This is a genomic window from Rhizobium sp. MHM7A (assembly GCF_005862215.1).
Classification (GTDB): Bacteria; Pseudomonadota; Alphaproteobacteria; order Rhizobiales; family Rhizobiaceae; genus Rhizobium; species Rhizobium bangladeshense.
Genome location: NZ_VCHT01000030.1, coordinates 15,327 through 32,999 on the forward strand (window position 1 = coordinate 15,327; position 17,673 = coordinate 32,999).

Consider the following 17,673-nt stretch of genomic DNA (forward strand, 5'->3'; position numbering starts at 1 on the left):
CGAGAAAAAGGGCGCGGATCGGCTCCCCAAGTTCGGTGATCCTGCCATATCAGCTACGCGGCAGGTCATTGCACTAGAAACCGATCCCGGTGCGTGAGCGTTCCTTCCATATGAGCGAAACAAAATCTTCCGCTTCCCAGGGCGAGGTGCCGCCCGGTGACGATGAGCCGAAGCCTGGGGCGGAGGTTTCCTTCCCTTACGACAGGATGACCGTCGACCAATTCCGGAAACAATTCCCTCGCGCCCGCTGGAACGACGTCCGGAAAGCCTGGTTCGTTCCCGGACGAACGGCGTCCCGCCGCATTGGACGATGGCTTGCCAAGCTGGAAGCAGAAGCCGACGCGCATGCGGATGCAAAGGGGCGCGATGCCTTCGCCTTCGATCCTATTGACAGTCCATATCTGGAACTCGGGAAGGCGGGCTTTCGAATCCGCACGCCCTATTCAACGACCGTCGTCGACGAGCTTCGCGAGGTGCCGTTCTCGCGATGGGACAGCGACCTTCGAGTTTGGCATGTGCCCTTTCGATCCTATGACGAACTGAGACGCAGATGGCCCGACATCGAAGCGGCGGCTCGAAGGAACGAACCGGAGGAGAGACGACGGCGTGCCGGGGAGCGGAAAGGCACCGAACAGGATATGCTTAGCAAGCTCCGCTCCGCGGAACGAAAGCGCCGCCGTTACCCGCTTCCGGCCGACGACTTGCCGCCGATAGGACGTCCGGTGGCCACCTCGTATGGGATCGTTGTCTTCACTCATGTCACCGGCGAGCTGGTCGCTCCGGGTCTTGTCGCGGATTTCTATCCCGGCGTCACCGAGGATTATCTCTGGGGGTATTGGCGGGTGCCGACATTCGACGAACTTGTTCGCACGTGGCCCGCGAAAAGGCTTCCCCTGGGGGATGCCAAATGGTGGCAGCCGACGATCGAAGAACTGAGACCCGCCCGCCGCGCGGCAAGATCACGCGAAGCCAGGAAGCAAGCGAAGACGCCGTGACGCTCAGCCTGCTGCGATGTCTTGTCAGTGTGGGAACAAATTCCCACGTCGCCCATTTGTCGTCCATGAAAACAGCCCTGCCGATGTCGCTCCTCGCTCTGGCCCTCTCCGTTGGCGGCGCCCTCGCGCGGGAGCTTCGATCCGAAACGATCAATGCCGCTTCGATTGCCGACATCGGGAATGGAAAGCCGTCGCCCGCAGATCCAGACCCGGCGATCGTGCGCCTTCAGGTCCTGCTCGACCGTGCGGGCTCGTCTCCCGGTGTGATCGACGGCCTCTCCGGCGAGAACGTCGACAAGGCGGTGGCCGGCTTCGAGGCGATGAACAAGCTTCCGGTCGATGGCAGACCGGATCCGGATGTCGCCTCCCGCTTGGAAGACAATACCCCCATCGTCGAGAGCTATGTCGTCTCGCCGGAGGATGCCACGGGACTTGTCGACAGGATTCCCGATGATTACGGCGAGAAGGCAAAGATGCAGAGCCTCGGCTATACCAGCGTTGCGGAGAAGCTGTCCGAGCGCTTCCACATGAATATCGATCTGTTGAACGCGCTCAACCCGGGCTCGCAGTTCGCGCCCGGCGACAAGGTGTGGGTCGTTAATCCCGGCCCGCCGAGGCAAGGCAAGGTCAAGAGTATCGAGGCTGACAAGAAGACAGGGCAGGTGCTGGCCTATGGCGAAGATGGATCGCTGCTTGCCGTCTATCCCGCGACGATCGGAAGCGAGGACAACCCGGCGCCTTCAGGAAAGCACAAGGTCAAGGGCGTCGCGAGAATGCCGGTTTACCGATATGATCCAAAGCGCAACTTCAAACAGGGAAAGAACGACAAGGTCTTGACGATCCCCAAGGGACCGAATGGTCCTGTCGGCAGCGTCTGGATCGACCTGACCGAGCCGACCTATGGCATACACGGGACGCCGGAGCCGAAGCTCATCGACAAGGTCGGTTCGCATGGTTGCGTGCGGCTGACGAATTGGGACGCCGAAGAGCTGGCCGGCATGGTCAAGCCGGGAGTGCTCGTCGATTTCGTCAATCGCAGTCCGGCCGCGCCGAAGTGAAGCATAGGGTCTGCCGAATACTCATACGCTCCCTCGGCGTCGGGATCACGAAGCCTTGGCTTCGAAAGCCGGGGCGAAATCACCAAGCGATTTCGCCTTGAGGATCGCGCCGCCAATATCCTGCTCCACGATCGCCTCGAGATCGGCAAAGCTGTCGATGACATAGTAGATCGGCTGGAGGATATCGATGCGGTAGGGTGTCCTGAGCACGCTCATCAAGTCGAACGGCCGGAATTCACAGGAAGTGCCTTCCGTTGCCGCCTTCGCCTCGCTCGGCGACGAGACGATGCCCGCGCCGAAGCAGCGGCGGCCTTGCGGCGTATTGATCAGGCCGAATTCGACGGTGAACCAGAAAATCCGGAACAGGTGCCATGAATAGCCTTTGCCGAGGCTCATGGCGGTTTCGCCGAAATGCCGGACGAAACTGGCGTAGCTCTGATTGGTCAGCAACGGGCAATGGCCGAACACCTCGTGGAACAGGTCCGGTTCCTCGATATAATCGATATGCTCGCGGCGGCGCAGGAAGGTCGCCAGCGGGAATTTGCCTTGTGACAGAAGTTCATAAAAGCGCGAAGGCGGGATGAGCGCCGGCACGCCTTCTACGCCGAAGCCGGTGGTTTCGTTCAGGCGCCTGTTCACGTCGCGAAGCTGGGGCACTTTTTCCGGCTTGAGCCCAAGCAGTTTGACGCCGTCAAGATATTCCTGGCAAGCCGTGTTGGCCAAGAGCTTCATCTGACGCCGGTAGAGTTCACCCCAGATCGCATCTTCTTCGGGACTGTAGTCGTATAGCCCGTCCGGGCCGGGCAGTTTGGCGGTGTAGCTGCTTTCTTTGGTCATCGACTGATCCTCCCGGGAATGGCGATTTCGCTGCCATTATGCTCCGTGTTCGGCGGATTTTCTTTTCTTTCGTGTCGGCCATGGCCATACTGGTGGCAAATATTCTCGATTGTGGTGGCAGAGATGAAAGAACCTGAGAAATTCCGCCGCAAGCTTCTGCAGCTCATCCAGGCCGATGGCACTCTGTCGCTGGCGGATCTGGCGGAAAAGGCCGGCATGTCGCAGAGCTCGGCCTGGCGGAAGATCCAGGAACTGGAGGCTGACGGCGTCATCCGCAAGCGCGTGACGTTGCTCGATCCCGGCAAACTCGATCTCAAGCTCTGCGTGATTGCACACGTCACGCTGGAGGATCACCATGAGGAGGCGGTGGCTTCTTTCGCTTCAGTGGTGCTGGAGCGGCCGGAGATCATGGAGTGCTATGCCTTGTCGGGCGCGTTCGATTACATGCTGAAGATAAGGTCGAGGGACGTGGAAAGCTACGAAGCGTTCATGACCCGCTATCTCATGCGCAATCCGCATGTGCGCACCGTCGTATCGAGCTTCGTATTGCGCGAACTGAAATTCTCGACTGAGTTGCCGCTCTGACCTTTGCCGCCAGAGGACCCCGCAGCTCAGCGTGTGCCATCGCCGTGCCAACTGCCCGGCATGCGCAGCGGAAAGCCCTCGAATGTCTTCAGCGTGTCGAGCACGATTGACGTCTTCACATGCTGCACCGACTCGTGCGGCAGGAGAACGTCGTTGACGAATTTCGAGAGGTCGGCGAGCCCCCGCGTTGCCACCTTCAGATGATAATCCATTTCGCCGGTGAGCGCATAGGCTTCCAGGACCTCCGGCAGCCCGTTAATCAATTGAGAAAACCTGCGGGCATTATCTCGGTTATGGGTGGCGAGCGTCACTGAAATGACCACCAGCATGTCCAGGCCGAGTTTTTCGCGATCGAGATAGGCCCGGTAGCTGCGGATATAGCCCTCGGCTTCTAACCGCGTGCGCCGGCGTGAGCATTGCGACGGTGAAAGGGCAATGCGGTCGCCCAGCTCGTTGTTCGTCAGCCTGCCGTCCTTTTGAAGTTCTTCGAGCAAGCGCATATCCAGTTTGTCCAGCTGTTCATCCATTGCGCAAAATCCAGGAAATACTCACGAACCGTGCATAATATGTTCTTTGGATATAAAGAATGCAAGAACTTTGCGCGTGTTTTGGGCCATAGTTTGCATAGAAGATGCAATCTCCTCTGGAGGAAAAGAAAATGGGTCCTTTCCCGCATGATGCGCCTCCGTCGGAAATCACCGCCGACAATCCAGCCGGCACCGACGGCTTCGAATTCGTCGAATTCGCTCACCCCGAGCCTGAGAAGCTCAGCGAGCTCTTCACACGCATGGGCTATGCCGCGGTCGCCAGGCACAAGACAAAAGACATCACCGTCTGGCGCCAGGGCGACATCAACTATGTCCTCAATGCCGAGCCCGACAGCCATGCCGCCCGCTTCGTCACAAAGCATGGTCCCTGCGCCCCTTCGATGGCCTGGCGGGTGGTCGATGCCAAGCACGCCTTCGATCACGCCGTGTCGAAAGGCGCCGTGCCCTATGAAGGCAATGACAAGGTGCTCGACGTTCCCGCGATTATCGGCATTGGCGGCTCGCTGCTTTATTTCGTCGAGACCTATCGGGCAAAGGGATCAGCTTACGAGGCCGAGTTCGATTGGCTTGGCGAGCGCAATCCCAATCCCGCCGGGATCGGCTTTTATTACCTCGACCATCTCACTCACAATGTCTTCCGCGGCAACATGGACAAGTGGTGGGATTTCTACCGCAATCTGTTCAATTTCAAGCAGATCCACTTCTTCGACATCGATGGGCGCATCACCGGTCTGGTCAGCCGCGCCATCACCTCGCCCTGCGGCAAAATCCGCATCCCGTTGAATGAATCGAAGGACGACACCAGCCAGATCGAGGAATATCTGAAGAAGTACCGGGGCGAGGGCATTCAGCACATCGCCGTTGGAACGGAGGATATTTACGAAGCGACCGACCGCCTTGCCGATAATGGCCTGCGCTTCATGCCGGGGCCTCCCGAGACATATTACGACATGTCCTATGAACGGGTGAACGGCCATAGCGAGCCGGTCGACCGCATGAAGAAGCACGGCATCCTGATCGACGGCGAAGGCGTGGTAAACGGCGGCATGACAAAGATCCTGCTGCAGATCTTCTCCAAGACGGTGATCGGCCCGATCTTCTTCGAATTCATCCAGCGAAAGGGCGATGAGGGCTTCGGCGAAGGCAATTTCCGGGCGCTTTTCGAGTCGATCGAGGCCGATCAGATCAAGCGTGGTGTCATCGGCACGGCAGCGGAGTAAACTCTACGGCGCAGTGGAGTTCTCGGGGAGGAGTTGAGATGGACCAGACATCGATCCAGGCTGCCGACGCGGAAGCGACGACGGCAAGCACACTGAAATATATGCCGGGCTTCGGCAACGATTTCGAGACGGAGTCGCTGCCCGGCGCCTTGCCGCAGGGCCAGAACAGCCCGCAGAAATGCAATTACGGTCTTTATGCCGAACAGCTTTCCGGCTCGCCCTTCACCGCGCCGCGCGGCACGAATGAAAGATCCTGGCTATATCGCATTCGCCCTAGCGTGCGTCACACCCGCCGCTTCTCGAACGTCTCCTATCCGCTCTGGAAAACCGCGCCCTGCCTGGACGAACATTCGCTGCCTCTCGGCCAGCTTCGCTGGGATCCCATCCCCGCGCCTGAGGAGAAGCTGACCTTCCTGGAAGGAGTGCGGACGATGACCACGGCAGGCGATGCCGTGACTCAGGTCGGCATGTCGGCGCATGCCTATGTTTTCAACGAAGACATGGTCGACGATTATTTCTTCAACGCCGACGGCGAACTGCTGATCGTGCCGCAGCTCGGCGCCATCAGAGTGTTCACCGAAATGGGCATCATGGACGTCGAGCCCTTGGAGATATGCCTCGTTCCCCGTGGCATGATGTTCAAGATCACGACAGTCGGCGAGCAGGCGGTTTGGCGCGGCTATATCTGCGAGAACTACGGCGCGAAATTTACGCTGCCGGACCGCGGACCGATCGGCGCCAACTGCCTGGCGAACCCGCGCGACTTCAAGACGCCTGTCGCCGCTTTCGAGGACAAGGAAAAAACCTGCCGCGTCCATGTGAAATGGTGCGGCAAATTCTATGTCACTGAAATCGGCCACTCGCCCCTTGATGTGGTTGCCTGGCACGGCAACTACGCGCCCTACAAGTACGACTTGCGGACGTTTTCGCCGGTTGGCGCCATCAGCTTCGATCATCCCGACCCGTCGATCTTTTCGGTTCTGACTGCGCCTACCGAAGATGCAGGCACGGCGAATGTCGATTTCGTGATCTTTCCGCCGCGGTGGCTGGTCGCCGAGCACACCTTCCGCCCGCCCTGGTACCACCGCAACATCATGAGCGAGTTCATGGGCCTGATCCATGGCCAGTATGACGCCAAGGAGAAGGGCTTCGTGCCAGGGGGGATCAGCTTGCACAACATGATGCTTCCCCACGGACCTGATGCGCTCGCCTTCGAAAAGGCATCCAATGCCGAGCTCAAAGCGGTGAAGCTCGATCACACCATGGCCTTCATGTTCGAGACCCGCTACCCACAGCAGCTGACCAAATATGCAGCCGAGCTCGAAACGCTGCAGGATGATTATCTCGAATGCTGGGACGGATTGGAACGCAAGTTCGACGGGACGCCGGGCATCAAGTGACAGGATCGGCGAAGCTTCCTCCGGCATTGGAATTGACAGATGAAACTTGCGACTTTGAAGGATTCCACCAGGGACGGCCGCCTCGTCGTCGTGTCCCGCGATCTGACCCGCTGTTCGGAGGTGGGCCACATCGCCCGCACCCTGCAGGCGGCGCTCGATGACTGGGAGCATGTCGCTCCGAGGCTTCGGCTGGTTGCCGAAGGCATCGAGACGGGAGCTCAGCCGACCATGCGGTTTCACGAACATGACGCCGCATCGCCTTTGCCGCGGGCGTATCAATGGGCCGATGGTTCCGCCTACGTCAACCATGTGGAACTGGTGCGTAAGGCGCGCGGAGCCGAGATGCCGGCGAGCTTCTGGACCGATCCGCTGATGTATCAAGGCGGTTCGGACGGTTTTCTTGCGCCGCGCGATCCAATCCTGATGGAGGACGAAGCCTATGGGATAGACATGGAAGGAGAGGTTGCCGTCATCACCGGCGACGTCGCCATGGGGGCGAGCCCGGAAGCCGCCCGCCGCGCCATTCGTCTGGTGATGCTCGTCAACGACGTGTCGCTGCGCGGCCTGATCCCGGAGGAGCTGGCCAAGGGGTTTGGCTTCTTCCAGTCCAAGCCGGCCTCTGCATTCTCGCCCGTCGCGGTGACGCCGGACGAGCTCGAAGAGGCGTGGGATGGCGGCAAGCTGCACTTGCCTCTGCTTGTGAGCCTGAACGGCAGACTATTCGGCAAGGCGAATGCCGGCATCGACATGACATTCGATTTCGGCCAACTGCTCGCCCATGCGGCCAAGACCCGCCACCTCGTGGCCGGAACGATTATCGGCTCCGGCACGGTCTCTAACAAGCTCGACGGCGGCCCCGGCAAGCCCGTGGAAGCGGGAGGAGACGGCTATTCCTGCATTGCCGAACTGAGGATGATTGAGGCCATCGAGAGCGGTGAGGCGAGGACGCCCTTCATGAAGTTCGGCGACCGGGTCCGCATCGAGATGAGGGATCATGCCGGCCATTCTATCTTCGGCGCGATCGAGCAGACCGTCGGAAAATACGAGGGAGCCGACCCGCGATGAGGGAGGTGGTTCTCTACGACTATTGGAGATCGTCGGCGAGTTACCGCGTCCGCATCGCGCTCAACCTGTTGGATATTGACTATCGGACGATTCCGATCAACCTGCTGGACGGCGCGCATAAGGCGGCGGATTATCTCAGGCTCAACCCGCAGGGCCTCGTGCCGACATTGGTGATTGATGGCAAAACGCTGACGCAGTCGCTGGCGATCATCGAGTATCTCGCCGAGCTTCGGCCGGAATACGGATTGCTGCCGTCGGACGGCCTCGACCGCCAGCATGTGCGTGCGCTTTCATATGCGATCGCCATGGACATCCATCCGATCTGCAACCTGCATGTCGTCTCGCATCTTAAGACGCTGACCGACAAGGCCGAGGCTCGCGAGGAATGGATGAAGCATTTCATCGGCGATGGACTTCGCAAGCTGGAGATCATGCTCGGCGAATCCTATAGCGCGTTCAGCTTTGGCGACAAGCCAACGATGGCGGACCTCTGTCTCGTTCCCCAAGTCTACAATGCCCGCCGCTGGGGAGTGGATATGACCACTTTCAGTCGCATCGCCGACATCGACGCCAGATGCGCCGAACTCCCCGCCTTTCAGGCGGCGCATCCGGACCGCGTGAAACCGTAGGAACTACTCGTCTCGCCACGATGAAAATATAGCAGCCTGGCCCAACCGCTTTCCCGTCTCATCGATGAGCTGCCAGACAGTGAAATTTTCGACCCAGAAACGGCGCCCCGATTTCGCGACCCTGAGGCCGCGTCCGTTGTCGACGAAACCATCGCGCGTGACGGCATCGAGCAGCCGCTGGCGTTCGGCGCGATCAGGCTGCTCGGCCGAAAGTCGCGACGGCAGCAAGATGAATTCGTCCCAGCTATATTCGAAGCAGTTCTGCGCAGTCCTGTTTGCATAGATGAAGCGCGGGTCGGGCAGGGTATTGTGGGCGAGGACCACGAAAGGCGCATGATTGTAGAGCCAGTCCGGCCCTTGCCCACCCTCGATAAGAGCGCGGCCGACGATGCGCTGGTAGCTGCCGGTAAGAAGGGAGAAGAAATCGGGATCATTCTTCAGGTCGAGGGCGTGATTGTCATAGGTAGAAGTCACGAACGGCCTCGTGGTCAAATGTGTCGGTGCAGGCGACATAGCCGATATCGATTGCAGGCGTCTATGACGCCTTCAGGACTGCGAAGGGCCGGCATTTACCTTGTCTCATCACTTCTGATTGTGACGCTTGCCAGAAGATCGCCCTTGTGCATTGATCTTGAGCTGCTGGGGCAGCTGTCAACATTCTCTGCGAAGCTATTGTTGTTCGGACCGTAATTGGCATGGGCAAGGGACCCGATACGCTGCGGGCGTGCAAACGGCGCGACGAACTCGGTCCGCTGCTCAATCGCGCCGACTGGTGCTATGGCTATAAGGACGAAGCCGAAATAAACTGGGAGTGGCACAAATCCCGGAGGTACGCAGAGTAGATATTGCCGGTCTGCAGGCAGCGACCGCAAAGTTCGGCAGCTTGCCTGAAGGAAAAGATCGGTGAAAACTCACATTCCTCAGTGAGGCCGAGCATGTCGGAAGATGAGCATGCCCCATCCAATGCTGTCTTTTCGGGATCCGATGAGCCCGAGAAGCCCGCTGAGCGCTTTAAACTCGGCCTCTGCCTTTCGGGCGGCGGCTATCGGGCCATGCTTTTCCATGCGGGATCGCTCGCGAGGCTCAACGAGGCTGGTCTTCTGGCGAAGCTCGATATGATTTCATCTGTCTCTGGCGGATCTATCGCATCTGGTCTGTTGGCCTATGTGTGGCCACGGCTGGTGTTCCAAAACGACGTCGCCGTCAACTTCAGGACGGAATACGTGGATCGCATTCTCGCATTCAGCCAGGTATTTGCGGATGGGCCGAGCTTCCTGAAAGGGGTGTTCAATCCGTTCTCGAGCGCGGCCGAGGAAGCCGCCAAACTCTATGAGCGACATCTTTTCGATGGAAGCTCCCCAACCCTCAGAGATCTTCCACGCTCGCCCTGGTTCGTATTTTGCTCCAGCAATCTCAGCACCGGTTCGCTCTTCCGGATGTCGAACCGCTATATCGCGGATTACCGGATCGGGGTGTCATTTCAACCGGCACTTTCGCTCGCGACCGCGGTTGCCGCTTCGGCGGCGTTCCCACCCGTGCTGTCGCCGCTGCGATTGGATCTGTCGCAGTTTCCCTGGAAAAGAGAAAAACTCGATGACACCGTTGGCGATCCCGTTGCGCCGGAAAGGGCAATATTGAGCGACGGCGGCGTTTACGACAATCACGGCATCGAGCCGGCGCTGAAGCGCTGCGACTGCCTGCTCGTCAGCGATGCCGGCGCGCCTTGGCGTAGGTCCCCCCGCGGATACTGGAACTATCTCTCCCAGCTCAAGCGGGTGGTCGATACGATGGACAATCAGGTGCGGTCGTTAAGGCGGCGAGACCTGATCGGCGGCTTCAAGGCTGCAAAACGAGCCGACACTCTCGGTCTCGACGATTTCTCGAAATCGGCTCTGCGCGCAAGAACGCGCGGCGTCTATTGGTCGATCGACAGCAAGGACGCCGAGCTCAGGCCATATGCCTCTTACACCCCGCCGCCGTCATCGGTCGTTCCCTCCGAGATCGGCACCTACCTCCATTTCCTCGGCGCGAGAGAAACGGAGCATCTGACGAACTGGGGGTACTACGTGTGCGATGCGATGCTCAACCGGTTCTATCCAGCACCCCTGGCCCCATCGTCCGGACCGCCGTTGTCCGCCGGGGCCGTGAAGCCGTCTTGGGGGGCGAGGGCGAGCAAGCGCCTGTTCGACATTCTGCCCTTTTAACAATGGCCGGAGGTGCCGGGCTACCCGACCGTGTGCCATGTCCGCCGAAGTCAACCGGAAGGTGGCCTATTATCCCAAGGATCGCGGGGTTACGAACCGCTCGAGATAACCGGTGCCCGGCGCAATCTCGTCCCATCCGTCGAGATCGAGATCGATGGCAGCAAGTCCCGCCGTCGGGAACTTTTCCCGCATGCGTCCCACGGCATCGGCATCGCCGTCCGCCACGATAAGCGAGGCCGCATTCGCCATGCCGGGATTGTGGCCAACGATGAGCAGCGTGCGGATGCCAGGTTCGACGGCGCGGATCACATCGAGGATCCGCTCGGCCGACACCTCGTAGATATCAGCCGTCTCGTGTTCCGAGACCTTTTTCGAAAAGGCCCGGCGGATGAGCTTCCAGGTTTCCTGCGCCCGGCGGGCCGGCGAGACGAGGGCAAGATCGGGGATCAGCTTTTCGCGCGCCATATAGGTGCCGATGACGGGTGCTGCCTTGCGCCCGCGATCCGCCAATGGCCGTTCACGGTCGGGCACACCGTCGGGCCAGGCGGATTTGGCGTGGCGCAGAAGGATGAGGCGGTGTTTCGGCATGGGGTTGAGCGTCATTCTATCGCGAGGCCGATGTCGTCGGTTAGAGCTTCGTTTCGTGTTGACTCCCGGAGCGGTCCTGCCTTCGCTTTGTCAACATACTGAAAAGTGGCGCTTGTAAGGATTCACCCGTTGAACAGGAGCCATGCATCGCCGCGTTGGCGTTCGACTGCGAGTACCGCCAGTAATACGATGATCACCAGCCCCATGATCACGAGCAGCCTGCTCAATGGTCTCGTGGACGTTCGAGGCCTTTATGGTGGCGCGAACATCACGATGGTGCGTAAGTAGGCCTTCCAACGGAAGTAAGGTCAACGGGCTGTTCTTTCTCAATGATCAATCTCGCATCCTACTTCGGCCTTTTTGCAGCCGCGCTCGGTGCCGCGACGATCCTGCCGATGCAGTCGGAGCCGGTGCTGGTGGGTCTTCTTCTCACAGGAAAGTTCTCCGTTCCGGCTCTGCTCGCCGTCGCCAGCGTCGGCAACACGCTTGGAAGCGTCGTCAACTGGTTCTTGGGCCGCGGCATCGAAAGGTTCCGGGACCGTCGCTGGTTTCCAGTCGGCGAGGAGGCGCTCGAACGTTCGTCCCGCTGGTACCGAAAGTATGGGAAATGGACGCTGCTCCTTTCCTGGATGCCGATATTTGGAGATGCTCTCACGGTTGTCGCCGGAGTGCTCAGGGAGCCGCTGCTTCCGTTCACGATCCTCGTGTTCGTCGCCAAGACGGGCCGCTACGTCGTGCTGACGCTGGCCACGCTACAGTTCCTGGGCTGACCGCTTCCGGCGCGGAAAGACGATCCGATCCACCGTCTCGTCGCGGGCGACGAGCGTGTGCCAGGCGGCAGCGGCGAAGTGCAGCGCGACCATAGCCAATATGATCTTCGATCCGACAACGTGATAAGGGGCGATCCGGAACCAGAAGTAGCTCGCGAGGAGTCCCGTGCAGGCCTGCCCGATGATCGCGGCGTAGAAGGCGTAGTGCAGCATCGTTGCCGCCCGCCCTGCCCAGGTGCTGGGTTGGTTGGTCTGAGGTGGCTGCACGACACGAAGAACCAGCCGCAGACCCATCAGCAGGCCGATCGCAATTCCTGCGTAGTTGTGGAGGTGGTGCTGGACGACGTCCCAGTACGAGGGTGTCATGCCCATGTGGACAGCGTGGTGGGTTCTCTCGATGTTGCCGCCCGTCAGATACTGGACCGGCACCAGGAGGGCGACCAGCCAGTGAAGTCCTATCTGGGCCAGCGAATAGCCGCCTTTCATCGATTCCCCCGCACGAGAGACGCAGACTAGCCGGCAGCGGTTAATGCTTTCTGATCGGCAGGTGGCCGAAACACGAGCCGCCCGGATCACCGCTGCTTGGAACATTTCTGCTCACATATGGTTGTATGGCGGAACGGAAAACCAGCCAAATGAGACTTGGGAGCATATTCCGCTACGCGCAGGTGCTGGTCGTCGCCCTGATGATTGCGGCGAATCCTTTCGGCATCGCCACGCCCTTGGCGGCTCTCCAAGGTCGGCACTGTGCGGTCGCCGCGGAGCATCACCACCTCGGGAATTCTTGCGGACACCGGACGGCGTGCTGTTCCGCAATGCACTGCTGCCAGATACTCCCGGAACGCGATGCCATTGCGGCTCCTCGGACCGAATCCATGCGCCATGACAGTGTGCCGGAGAGCTACCGGCCGCTGCTGTTGATCCGGCCAATCGATCCTCCTCCCCGAGATTTTCCCGCCTGAGCCCAATCCATCCTCAATCATATATCGGAGCACGATCATGAACACCCTCGCCACTCTCGCTTTTTCCGCGGCTGCCGCCACTGTCTCGTTCGCAATCCTACCGCCTGCCGCTTCTGCCCAGTCGGCGATGGCCTATCCTGAGAAATGCAAGACCGAAGGCATGAAGACGGACATGTCGAAGAACGACATGTCGACGGGAGGCATGCCTATGGGCGAAATGACCGACTACCAGAAGGCGTCGATGGACGGCATGAAGGACATGCACATGAACATGATGCAGGGAATGATGAAGAAGGACGCCGACGTCTCCTTCGTCTGCGGCATGATCGCCCACCACATGGGTGCGATCAGCATGTCGGAAGTTGAACTCAAATACGGCGACAACGAAGGTGCCAGGCAGATGGCCCAGAAGATCATCGATGCCCAGAAGAAGGAGATCGAAGAGATGTCCAAATGGGTGGACAAGGAAGCAAAGTAGGAGATTCCGTCATGCATCACATATCGACCGAGATGAAGGCCTGCATCGACAATTGCCTGGCCTGCTACAGCGAATGCCTGTCGATGGCCATGGGCCATTGCCTGGAACTCGGCGGAGACCACACGAAACCCCCGCACTTCAAGCTGATGATGGCCTGCGCGGAGATCTGCCGGACCTCTGCGCATTTCATGCTGATCGGCTCGGATCACCACAAGCATGTCTGCCGGGAATGCGCCGAAATCTGCGCCCAATGCGCCGAAGACTGCGAGCGGATCGGCGACATGCAGAGCTGCGTCGAGGCCTGCCGCCGTTGTGCCGAGAGCTGCAGCAAGATGGCGGCGTGAGGGCGTCCGCCTTCGTCTTGCCCAGTTGAACACGGATATCCGTCGCAGGTGGCATGGCGACGGATTTCGGAACGCAGCATTTATGAGACAGACCGATTACGTGATCAAGTGTGGACTGGTTGCCTTGATGGGCGCGGTCTTGACAGCGGTGGCGACGCTTGCCGCCGAGGACGTCGTCGCTCTTCGGCAGGCGGACATGAAGGCTATGGCGGCGGCTGCGAAGACGATCTCGGGCATGTTTAAGGATCCCTCGAGCTACAGCGCTGCCGAGTTCAGGTGGGCCGCCGGCACCATCCGTGACAAAGCAGGGAGTGTCCTCTCCGGACACTTCACATCCGAGGCCGCCAGCCCGCAATCGAAGGCCCGTCCGAACATCCTCGATGAGCGGGATCGGTTCGATCGCATTGCGAACGACCTGCGCGACTACGCTGTCGCATTGGACGCCGCCGCGGAGAAAAATCCCGGACCGATGCCTGCCGGCATGCGTATGAAACCTGGAGAAGCCATGGGTGGCGGCCCGCTCGGTACCCAGGTCCGCGGTGAGCAGGAGCTCTCGGCGATGCCCGCGGAACACGCCTTCCACCTCATGCTCCAGACCTGTACGACCTGCCATGCCAAATTCAGGATGGAATGAGGGCGGCACTGGCATCGGAAATTGCTCGCAAAAAGTTCCAGGGTCGTGTGGAGCGAGGATGATCCAGATCTTAATGAGAGGGCTGGATTGAGGCAGCTACCGCCCGCCGTGTTCCGTCTTCAGCCCTGTGAGCCCGAAGCGGGTGTTGATCGCGGGCGATGGCGCTTCATTGCCCATATTGGCGAACTCGTCGATGATCGGGCAGTCGGGCCGCTCGTCGCCGTGGCAGTGCTTGACGAGATGCTTGAGCGTAGCCGTCATTGCGTGGATCGCCGCCGCCTTGCGCTCGAGTTCCTCGATGTGCTCGCGGGCGATGCTCTTCACGTCGGCGCTCGCTCTCGACCTATCCCGCCAGAGGGCCAGCAGCGTCTTCATCTGTTCGATGGAGAAGCCCAGGTCCCGGGCTCTGCGTATGAACCGCAGGGTGTGGATATCGTTCTCGCCGTAGGTTCGGTAGCTGGACTCCGTGCGATGCGCGGGCGTGATCAGCTTTATCTGCTCGTAGTACCGGATCATCTTGGCCGACACGCCGCTGACCTTTGCTGCTTCTCCGATGTTCATTTTGCGCTCCTGTGAATTCGGAAGGTGCGCCGTCGGTGACGACGCTGTGCCTCAAAGTTGGATTCGGCGAAGGCGGAGGGCATTACCGAGGACGAATACGCTCGATATGGCCATCGCGCCGGCGGCGAAGATTGGCGAAAGCAGGGTGCCGTTGACCGGGTAGAGAATGCCGGCCGCAACTGGCACCAGGCTGGCGTTGTACACGAACGCCCAGAACAGATTTTGCTTGATGTTCCGGATAGTCGCGTGGCTCAGCTCGACGGCCCTGACGACGCTAGTGAGGTCTCCGGACATCAGCACGACGTCGGCGCTCTCAATGGCGATGTCGGTGCCTGTGCCGACGGCAAGTCCTACGTCCGCTTCCGTCAGGGCCGGGGCGTCGTTGATGCCGTCGCCGACAAAGGCGACCTTGCCGCCTTCGCGCAGCCGCTTCACGGCCTCAACCTTGCCGTCCGGCCGCACCTCCGCGATCACCCGGTCGATGCCAAGCTGGGCGGCGACAGCCTCCGCGGTGCGACGGTTGTCTCCCGTGATCATCGCCACTTCAAGGCCAAGGGCATGCAGGGACCTGATCGCCTCGGGCGTCGTCTCCTTGACGGGGTCCGACACGGCGACGATCGCCGCAAGCCTGCCGTCCACGGCGACATAGAGCGGAGATCTACCCTTGCTCGAGAGTTCCTCGGCGAGCGGGGCGAATCTTTCCACGGATACGCCCTCGCGAACCAGCGCCCGATCCGCGCCGACGAGCAGCGACCGGCCGGCGACGGATCCGTTCACACCATATCCCGGAGACGCCTCGAATCCTTCCACGCCGCCGAGCGCCAGTCCCTCTGCCTCGGCAGCCTTCACGATGGCTTCGGCGATCGGATGCTCCGACAGCGCCTCGAGGCTTGCAGCCCAGGCGAGGACCTCCTCGCGCAGGAAGCCTTCGGCGACCCGGAAGTCGGTTAGCTCCGGCCTGCCCTTCGTCAGCGTTCCGGTCTTGTCCAGGGCGACGACGCGGGCCTCGCGGAGGCTCTGCAGCGCTTCGCCCTTGCGGAACAGAATTCCGAGCTCGGCCGCACGGCCCGTACCGACCATGATCGACGTCGGCGTCGCAAGGCCCATCGCGCACGGGCAGGCGATGATCAGGACGGCGACGGCGTTCACCAGTGCGAAGCTCAGCGCCGGGGAGGGGCCGAGGACCATCCAGGCGCTGAAAGTCAGCAGCGCGGCGACGATGACGGCGGGAACGAACCAGCCTGTCACCCTGTCCACCAGGGCCTGGATCGGCAGCTTGGATCCTTGCGCGGCCTCGACCATCCGGACGATCTGCGCGAGCACGGTATCGGCCCCGACCTTCGTCGCGCGAAACGTGAACGAGCCCGTCTTGTTGATCGTGCCGCCGACCACCTCGCTTCCAACGGATTTCGAGACAGGGACGGGCTCGCCGGTGATCATGGCCTCGTCGACGTAGGAATCACCAGAGACCACCGCACCGTCCACCGGAACCTTCTCTCCGGGTCGGATGCGGATCACGTCCCCGACCACGACCTCGTCGATCTCGACTTCCACGAAGTTCCCGGACCGCTCCACGAAGGCGGTCTTGGCCTGCAGGCCGAGCAGCCGCCTGATCGCCTGGCTCGTCTTTCCCTTCGCGCGGGCTTCGAGGTAGCGGCCGAGCAGTATGAGGGTCACGATGACGGCCGCCGCCTCGTAATAGACGTTCACAGTTCCTACAGGCAGGGCGGCCGGGATGAATGTCGCTACGGCGGAATATGCCCAGGCCGCGGAGGTCCCGAGCACCACCAGCGAGTTCATGTCGGGAGCCAGTCGGAGGAGGCTGGGAACGCCCTTCCGGAAGAACGCCAGACCGGGCCCGAACAGGACGATGGTCGCGAGCGCGAATTGCAGGTAGAGGCTCTCCCGCATCCCGAAGGTGTCCATGACGAACTCGTGGACGCCCGGTATGAAGTGCGAGCCCATCTCGATCGCGAACAGCGGCAGAGTGAGAATGGCGGATACACCAAGTCGGACTGCGAGCGAGCGCATCTCGATATTGCGGCGGTCTGCGGCCGCGGGCTTATGCGTCTGGCCTTCGGATTTCGGCTCATATCCAGCCGTGCGGACCGCGTCCTCCAATGCGCGCACGGACGCCGCACCCGCCGCGTAGCGGACGGTCGCCTTCTCGGTCGCCAGATTGACGGACGCGTCGACCACGCCAGGAACGGCTTTCATAGCGCGCTCGACCCGGGAGACACAGGAGGCACAGGTCATGCCTTCGACAAGCATCTCCAGGGTCTCGATTCGGGCTTCGTAACCTGCGCTTTCGATGGCTTGCAGGACAGCGGCCGCGTTCACCGTGTCCTTGAATGTCACCGTCGCACGTTCAGTCGCGAGGTTCACTGACGCCGCGTCGACGCCTTGAACGGCCTTGATCGCCCGTTCCACTCTGGCCACGCACGACGCGCACGACATGCCCTCAATTCCGAACTCGGTCAGAATTGGCAACGCTGTCGATTTTTCGATCTTGGATATGGCAGTCATGGGATTGTCCCTTGTTGAACTGCACATATAGGTAATCCTTCCCATCATGGGAAGGTCAAGGTCGGGAGGTGGCGATCGCTGTCTAGTTGCCCAAAAATATGCTAGGCTCTTCTGCAATCTAGGGACGATCGATCGTTGCCCATGATGCAAGCACCAGTAGGAGTGGCGATGGAAAGTGATGTGAAGCAGCGACAGGACCCGGCTCGAGCGCCGGCCACCGTTGCGTTCATAGATATTGCAGGATTCAGCGCCATCGCGGACGTGTATGG

21 protein-coding genes are annotated in these 17,673 nt (G+C 60.6%); 13 read left to right on the forward strand and 8 right to left on the reverse strand.

Going from position 1 to position 17,673, the window contains the following annotated elements:
- Positions 1-110: 110 nt before the first annotated feature.
- Both FFR93_RS38875 and FFR93_RS38880 read left to right on the forward strand, forming a co-directional pair.
- Positions 111-995, forward strand: coding sequence for a hypothetical protein (locus FFR93_RS38875; RefSeq protein ID WP_138397038.1), 885 nt, complete (start codon positions 111-113; stop codon positions 993-995).
- A gap of 65 nt (positions 996-1,060) precedes the next feature.
- Complete coding sequence (locus tag FFR93_RS38880) at positions 1,061-2,053, forward strand: L,D-transpeptidase (protein ID WP_138397050.1); 993 nt, start codon at positions 1,061-1,063, stop codon at positions 2,051-2,053.
- Between the two features lie 45 nt (positions 2,054-2,098).
- Here FFR93_RS38880 and FFR93_RS38885 read toward each other — a convergent pair whose 3' ends face one another.
- Entirely contained in the window at positions 2,099-2,890 is a 792-nt protein-coding gene (locus tag FFR93_RS38885; protein ID WP_138397039.1) for a phenylalanine 4-monooxygenase, read from the reverse strand.
- Between the two features lie 123 nt (positions 2,891-3,013).
- On the opposite strand from FFR93_RS38885, the gene FFR93_RS38890 reads away from it, so the two are divergent.
- Complete coding sequence (locus FFR93_RS38890; RefSeq protein WP_064710683.1) at positions 3,014-3,475, forward strand: Lrp/AsnC family transcriptional regulator; 462 nt, start codon at positions 3,014-3,016, stop codon at positions 3,473-3,475.
- Positions 3,476-3,501: 26 nt separating this feature from the next.
- On the opposite strand, the gene FFR93_RS38895 is transcribed toward FFR93_RS38890, so the two are convergent.
- Positions 3,502-4,002: an Lrp/AsnC family transcriptional regulator gene (locus FFR93_RS38895; RefSeq protein ID WP_064713778.1), complete on the reverse strand. Its 501-nt coding sequence runs from the start codon at positions 4,000-4,002 to the stop codon at positions 3,502-3,504.
- A 131-nt stretch (positions 4,003-4,133) separates the two neighbouring features.
- On the opposite strand from FFR93_RS38895, the gene hppD reads away from it, so the two are divergent.
- The 4 genes from hppD to maiA are packed head-to-tail and all read left to right on the forward strand — an operon-like array spanning position 4,134 to position 8,337.
- Positions 4,134-5,243 (forward strand): 4-hydroxyphenylpyruvate dioxygenase, encoded by a 1,110-nt coding sequence (gene hppD, locus FFR93_RS38900; protein ID WP_064710685.1) that lies wholly within the window; start codon positions 4,134-4,136, stop codon positions 5,241-5,243.
- Positions 5,244-5,281: 38 nt separating this feature from the next.
- Positions 5,282-6,643: a homogentisate 1,2-dioxygenase gene (gene hmgA / locus FFR93_RS38905; protein WP_138397040.1), complete on the forward strand. Its 1,362-nt coding sequence runs from the start codon at positions 5,282-5,284 to the stop codon at positions 6,641-6,643.
- 39 nt (positions 6,644-6,682) lie between these two features.
- Positions 6,683-7,708: a fumarylacetoacetate hydrolase family protein gene (locus FFR93_RS38910; RefSeq protein ID WP_138397041.1), complete on the forward strand. Its 1,026-nt coding sequence runs from the start codon at positions 6,683-6,685 to the stop codon at positions 7,706-7,708.
- A complete protein-coding gene (gene maiA, locus FFR93_RS38915) occupies positions 7,705-8,337 on the forward strand; it encodes a maleylacetoacetate isomerase (protein ID WP_138397042.1) in 633 nt (210 codons plus the stop codon). The genes FFR93_RS38910 and maiA overlap by 4 nt, the downstream gene beginning before the upstream one ends.
- 3 nt (positions 8,338-8,340) lie before the next feature.
- On the opposite strand, the gene FFR93_RS38920 is transcribed toward maiA, so the two are convergent.
- Complete coding sequence (locus tag FFR93_RS38920) at positions 8,341-8,811, reverse strand: MEKHLA domain-containing protein (protein ID WP_138397043.1); 471 nt, start codon at positions 8,809-8,811, stop codon at positions 8,341-8,343.
- 221 nt (positions 8,812-9,032) lie between these two features.
- Here FFR93_RS38920 and FFR93_RS41220 point away from each other — a divergent pair, with 221 nt between their 5' ends.
- Positions 9,033-9,179, forward strand: coding sequence for a hypothetical protein (locus FFR93_RS41220; protein ID WP_171049339.1), 147 nt, complete (start codon positions 9,033-9,035; stop codon positions 9,177-9,179).
- A gap of 93 nt (positions 9,180-9,272) precedes the next feature.
- Positions 9,273-10,541 (forward strand): patatin-like phospholipase family protein, encoded by a 1,269-nt coding sequence (locus FFR93_RS38925; protein ID WP_138397044.1) that lies wholly within the window; start codon positions 9,273-9,275, stop codon positions 10,539-10,541.
- Between the two features lie 69 nt (positions 10,542-10,610).
- Here the strand turns inward: FFR93_RS38925 and FFR93_RS38930 are convergent, their stop codons facing one another.
- Positions 10,611-11,144 carry a histidine phosphatase family protein gene (locus FFR93_RS38930; protein ID WP_082930634.1) on the reverse strand — a complete coding sequence of 178 codons (534 nt, stop codon included), beginning with the start codon at positions 11,142-11,144 and terminating at the stop codon, positions 10,611-10,613.
- A gap of 314 nt (positions 11,145-11,458) precedes the next feature.
- Here FFR93_RS38930 and FFR93_RS38935 point away from each other — a divergent pair, with 314 nt between their 5' ends.
- Complete coding sequence (locus FFR93_RS38935) at positions 11,459-11,899, forward strand: YqaA family protein (RefSeq protein WP_064710693.1); 441 nt, start codon at positions 11,459-11,461, stop codon at positions 11,897-11,899.
- On the opposite strand, the gene FFR93_RS38940 is transcribed toward FFR93_RS38935, so the two are convergent.
- A complete protein-coding gene (locus FFR93_RS38940) occupies positions 11,882-12,385 on the reverse strand; it encodes a cytochrome b/b6 domain-containing protein (RefSeq protein WP_138397045.1) in 504 nt (167 codons plus the stop codon). The genes FFR93_RS38935 and FFR93_RS38940 overlap by 18 nt on opposite strands.
- An 86-nt stretch (positions 12,386-12,471) precedes the next feature.
- Complete coding sequence (locus FFR93_RS41225) at positions 12,472-12,900, reverse strand: hypothetical protein (RefSeq protein ID WP_171049342.1); 429 nt, start codon at positions 12,898-12,900, stop codon at positions 12,472-12,474.
- Here FFR93_RS41225 and FFR93_RS38950 point away from each other — a divergent pair.
- The 3 genes from FFR93_RS38950 to FFR93_RS38960 all read left to right on the forward strand — a co-directional run bounded on the left by FFR93_RS38950 (position 12,899) and on the right by FFR93_RS38960 (position 14,317).
- On the forward strand, positions 12,899-13,339 hold the full coding sequence (locus tag FFR93_RS38950) for a DUF305 domain-containing protein (protein WP_064710696.1): 441 nt from the start codon (positions 12,899-12,901) through the stop codon (positions 13,337-13,339). The two genes, FFR93_RS41225 and FFR93_RS38950, sit on opposite strands and share 2 nt — an antisense overlap.
- 11 nt (positions 13,340-13,350) lie before the next feature.
- Positions 13,351-13,683 carry a four-helix bundle copper-binding protein gene (locus FFR93_RS38955; protein ID WP_064710697.1) on the forward strand — a complete coding sequence of 111 codons (333 nt, stop codon included), beginning with the start codon at positions 13,351-13,353 and terminating at the stop codon, positions 13,681-13,683.
- 82 nt (positions 13,684-13,765) lie between these two features.
- Positions 13,766-14,317, forward strand: coding sequence for a cytochrome c (locus FFR93_RS38960; protein WP_138397047.1), 552 nt, complete (start codon positions 13,766-13,768; stop codon positions 14,315-14,317).
- Positions 14,318-14,413: 96 nt separating this feature from the next.
- Here FFR93_RS38960 and cueR read toward each other — a convergent pair whose 3' ends face one another.
- Both cueR and FFR93_RS38970 read right to left on the reverse strand, forming a co-directional pair.
- Positions 14,414-14,878 carry a Cu(I)-responsive transcriptional regulator gene (gene cueR, locus FFR93_RS38965; RefSeq protein WP_138397048.1) on the reverse strand — a complete coding sequence of 155 codons (465 nt, stop codon included), beginning with the start codon at positions 14,876-14,878 and terminating at the stop codon, positions 14,414-14,416.
- Between the two features lie 51 nt (positions 14,879-14,929).
- A complete protein-coding gene (locus FFR93_RS38970) occupies positions 14,930-17,404 on the reverse strand; it encodes a heavy metal translocating P-type ATPase (RefSeq protein WP_138397049.1) in 2,475 nt (824 codons plus the stop codon).
- Positions 17,405-17,673 lie beyond the last annotated feature (269 nt).

Excerpts from the sequence above, each read along its gene's own strand:
- FFR93_RS38970 (WP_138397049.1), bottom strand. The coding sequence starts at position 17,404 with ATGACTGCCATATCCAAGATCGAAAAATCGACAGCGTTGCCAATTCTG.
- FFR93_RS41220 (WP_171049339.1), top strand. The coding sequence starts at position 9,033 with ATGGGCAAGGGACCCGATACGCTGCGGGCGTGCAAACGGCGCGACGAA.
- cueR (WP_138397048.1), bottom strand. The coding sequence starts at position 14,878 with ATGAACATCGGAGAAGCAGCAAAGGTCAGCGGCGTGTCGGCCAAGATG.
- FFR93_RS38930 (WP_082930634.1), bottom strand. The coding sequence starts at position 11,144 with ATGACGCTCAACCCCATGCCGAAACACCGCCTCATCCTTCTGCGCCAC.
- FFR93_RS38880 (WP_138397050.1), top strand. The coding sequence starts at position 1,061 with ATGAAAACAGCCCTGCCGATGTCGCTCCTCGCTCTGGCCCTCTCCGTT.
- FFR93_RS38890 (WP_064710683.1), top strand. The coding sequence starts at position 3,014 with ATGAAAGAACCTGAGAAATTCCGCCGCAAGCTTCTGCAGCTCATCCAG.
- maiA (WP_138397042.1), top strand. The coding sequence starts at position 7,705 with ATGAGGGAGGTGGTTCTCTACGACTATTGGAGATCGTCGGCGAGTTAC.
- FFR93_RS38895 (WP_064713778.1), bottom strand. The coding sequence starts at position 4,002 with ATGGATGAACAGCTGGACAAACTGGATATGCGCTTGCTCGAAGAACTT.
- FFR93_RS38960 (WP_138397047.1), top strand. The coding sequence starts at position 13,766 with ATGAGACAGACCGATTACGTGATCAAGTGTGGACTGGTTGCCTTGATG.
- FFR93_RS38955 (WP_064710697.1), top strand. The coding sequence starts at position 13,351 with ATGCATCACATATCGACCGAGATGAAGGCCTGCATCGACAATTGCCTG.
- FFR93_RS38925 (WP_138397044.1), top strand. The coding sequence starts at position 9,273 with ATGTCGGAAGATGAGCATGCCCCATCCAATGCTGTCTTTTCGGGATCC.
- hmgA (WP_138397040.1), top strand. The coding sequence starts at position 5,282 with ATGGACCAGACATCGATCCAGGCTGCCGACGCGGAAGCGACGACGGCA.
- FFR93_RS38910 (WP_138397041.1), top strand. The coding sequence starts at position 6,683 with ATGAAACTTGCGACTTTGAAGGATTCCACCAGGGACGGCCGCCTCGTC.
- FFR93_RS41225 (WP_171049342.1), bottom strand. The coding sequence starts at position 12,900 with ATGATCGTGCTCCGATATATGATTGAGGATGGATTGGGCTCAGGCGGG.
- FFR93_RS38940 (WP_138397045.1), bottom strand. The coding sequence starts at position 12,385 with ATGAAAGGCGGCTATTCGCTGGCCCAGATAGGACTTCACTGGCTGGTC.
- FFR93_RS38875 (WP_138397038.1), top strand. The coding sequence starts at position 111 with ATGAGCGAAACAAAATCTTCCGCTTCCCAGGGCGAGGTGCCGCCCGGT.
- hppD (WP_064710685.1), top strand. The coding sequence starts at position 4,134 with ATGGGTCCTTTCCCGCATGATGCGCCTCCGTCGGAAATCACCGCCGAC.
- FFR93_RS38935 (WP_064710693.1), top strand. The coding sequence starts at position 11,459 with ATGATCAATCTCGCATCCTACTTCGGCCTTTTTGCAGCCGCGCTCGGT.
- FFR93_RS38950 (WP_064710696.1), top strand. The coding sequence starts at position 12,899 with ATGAACACCCTCGCCACTCTCGCTTTTTCCGCGGCTGCCGCCACTGTC.
- FFR93_RS38885 (WP_138397039.1), bottom strand. The coding sequence starts at position 2,890 with ATGACCAAAGAAAGCAGCTACACCGCCAAACTGCCCGGCCCGGACGGG.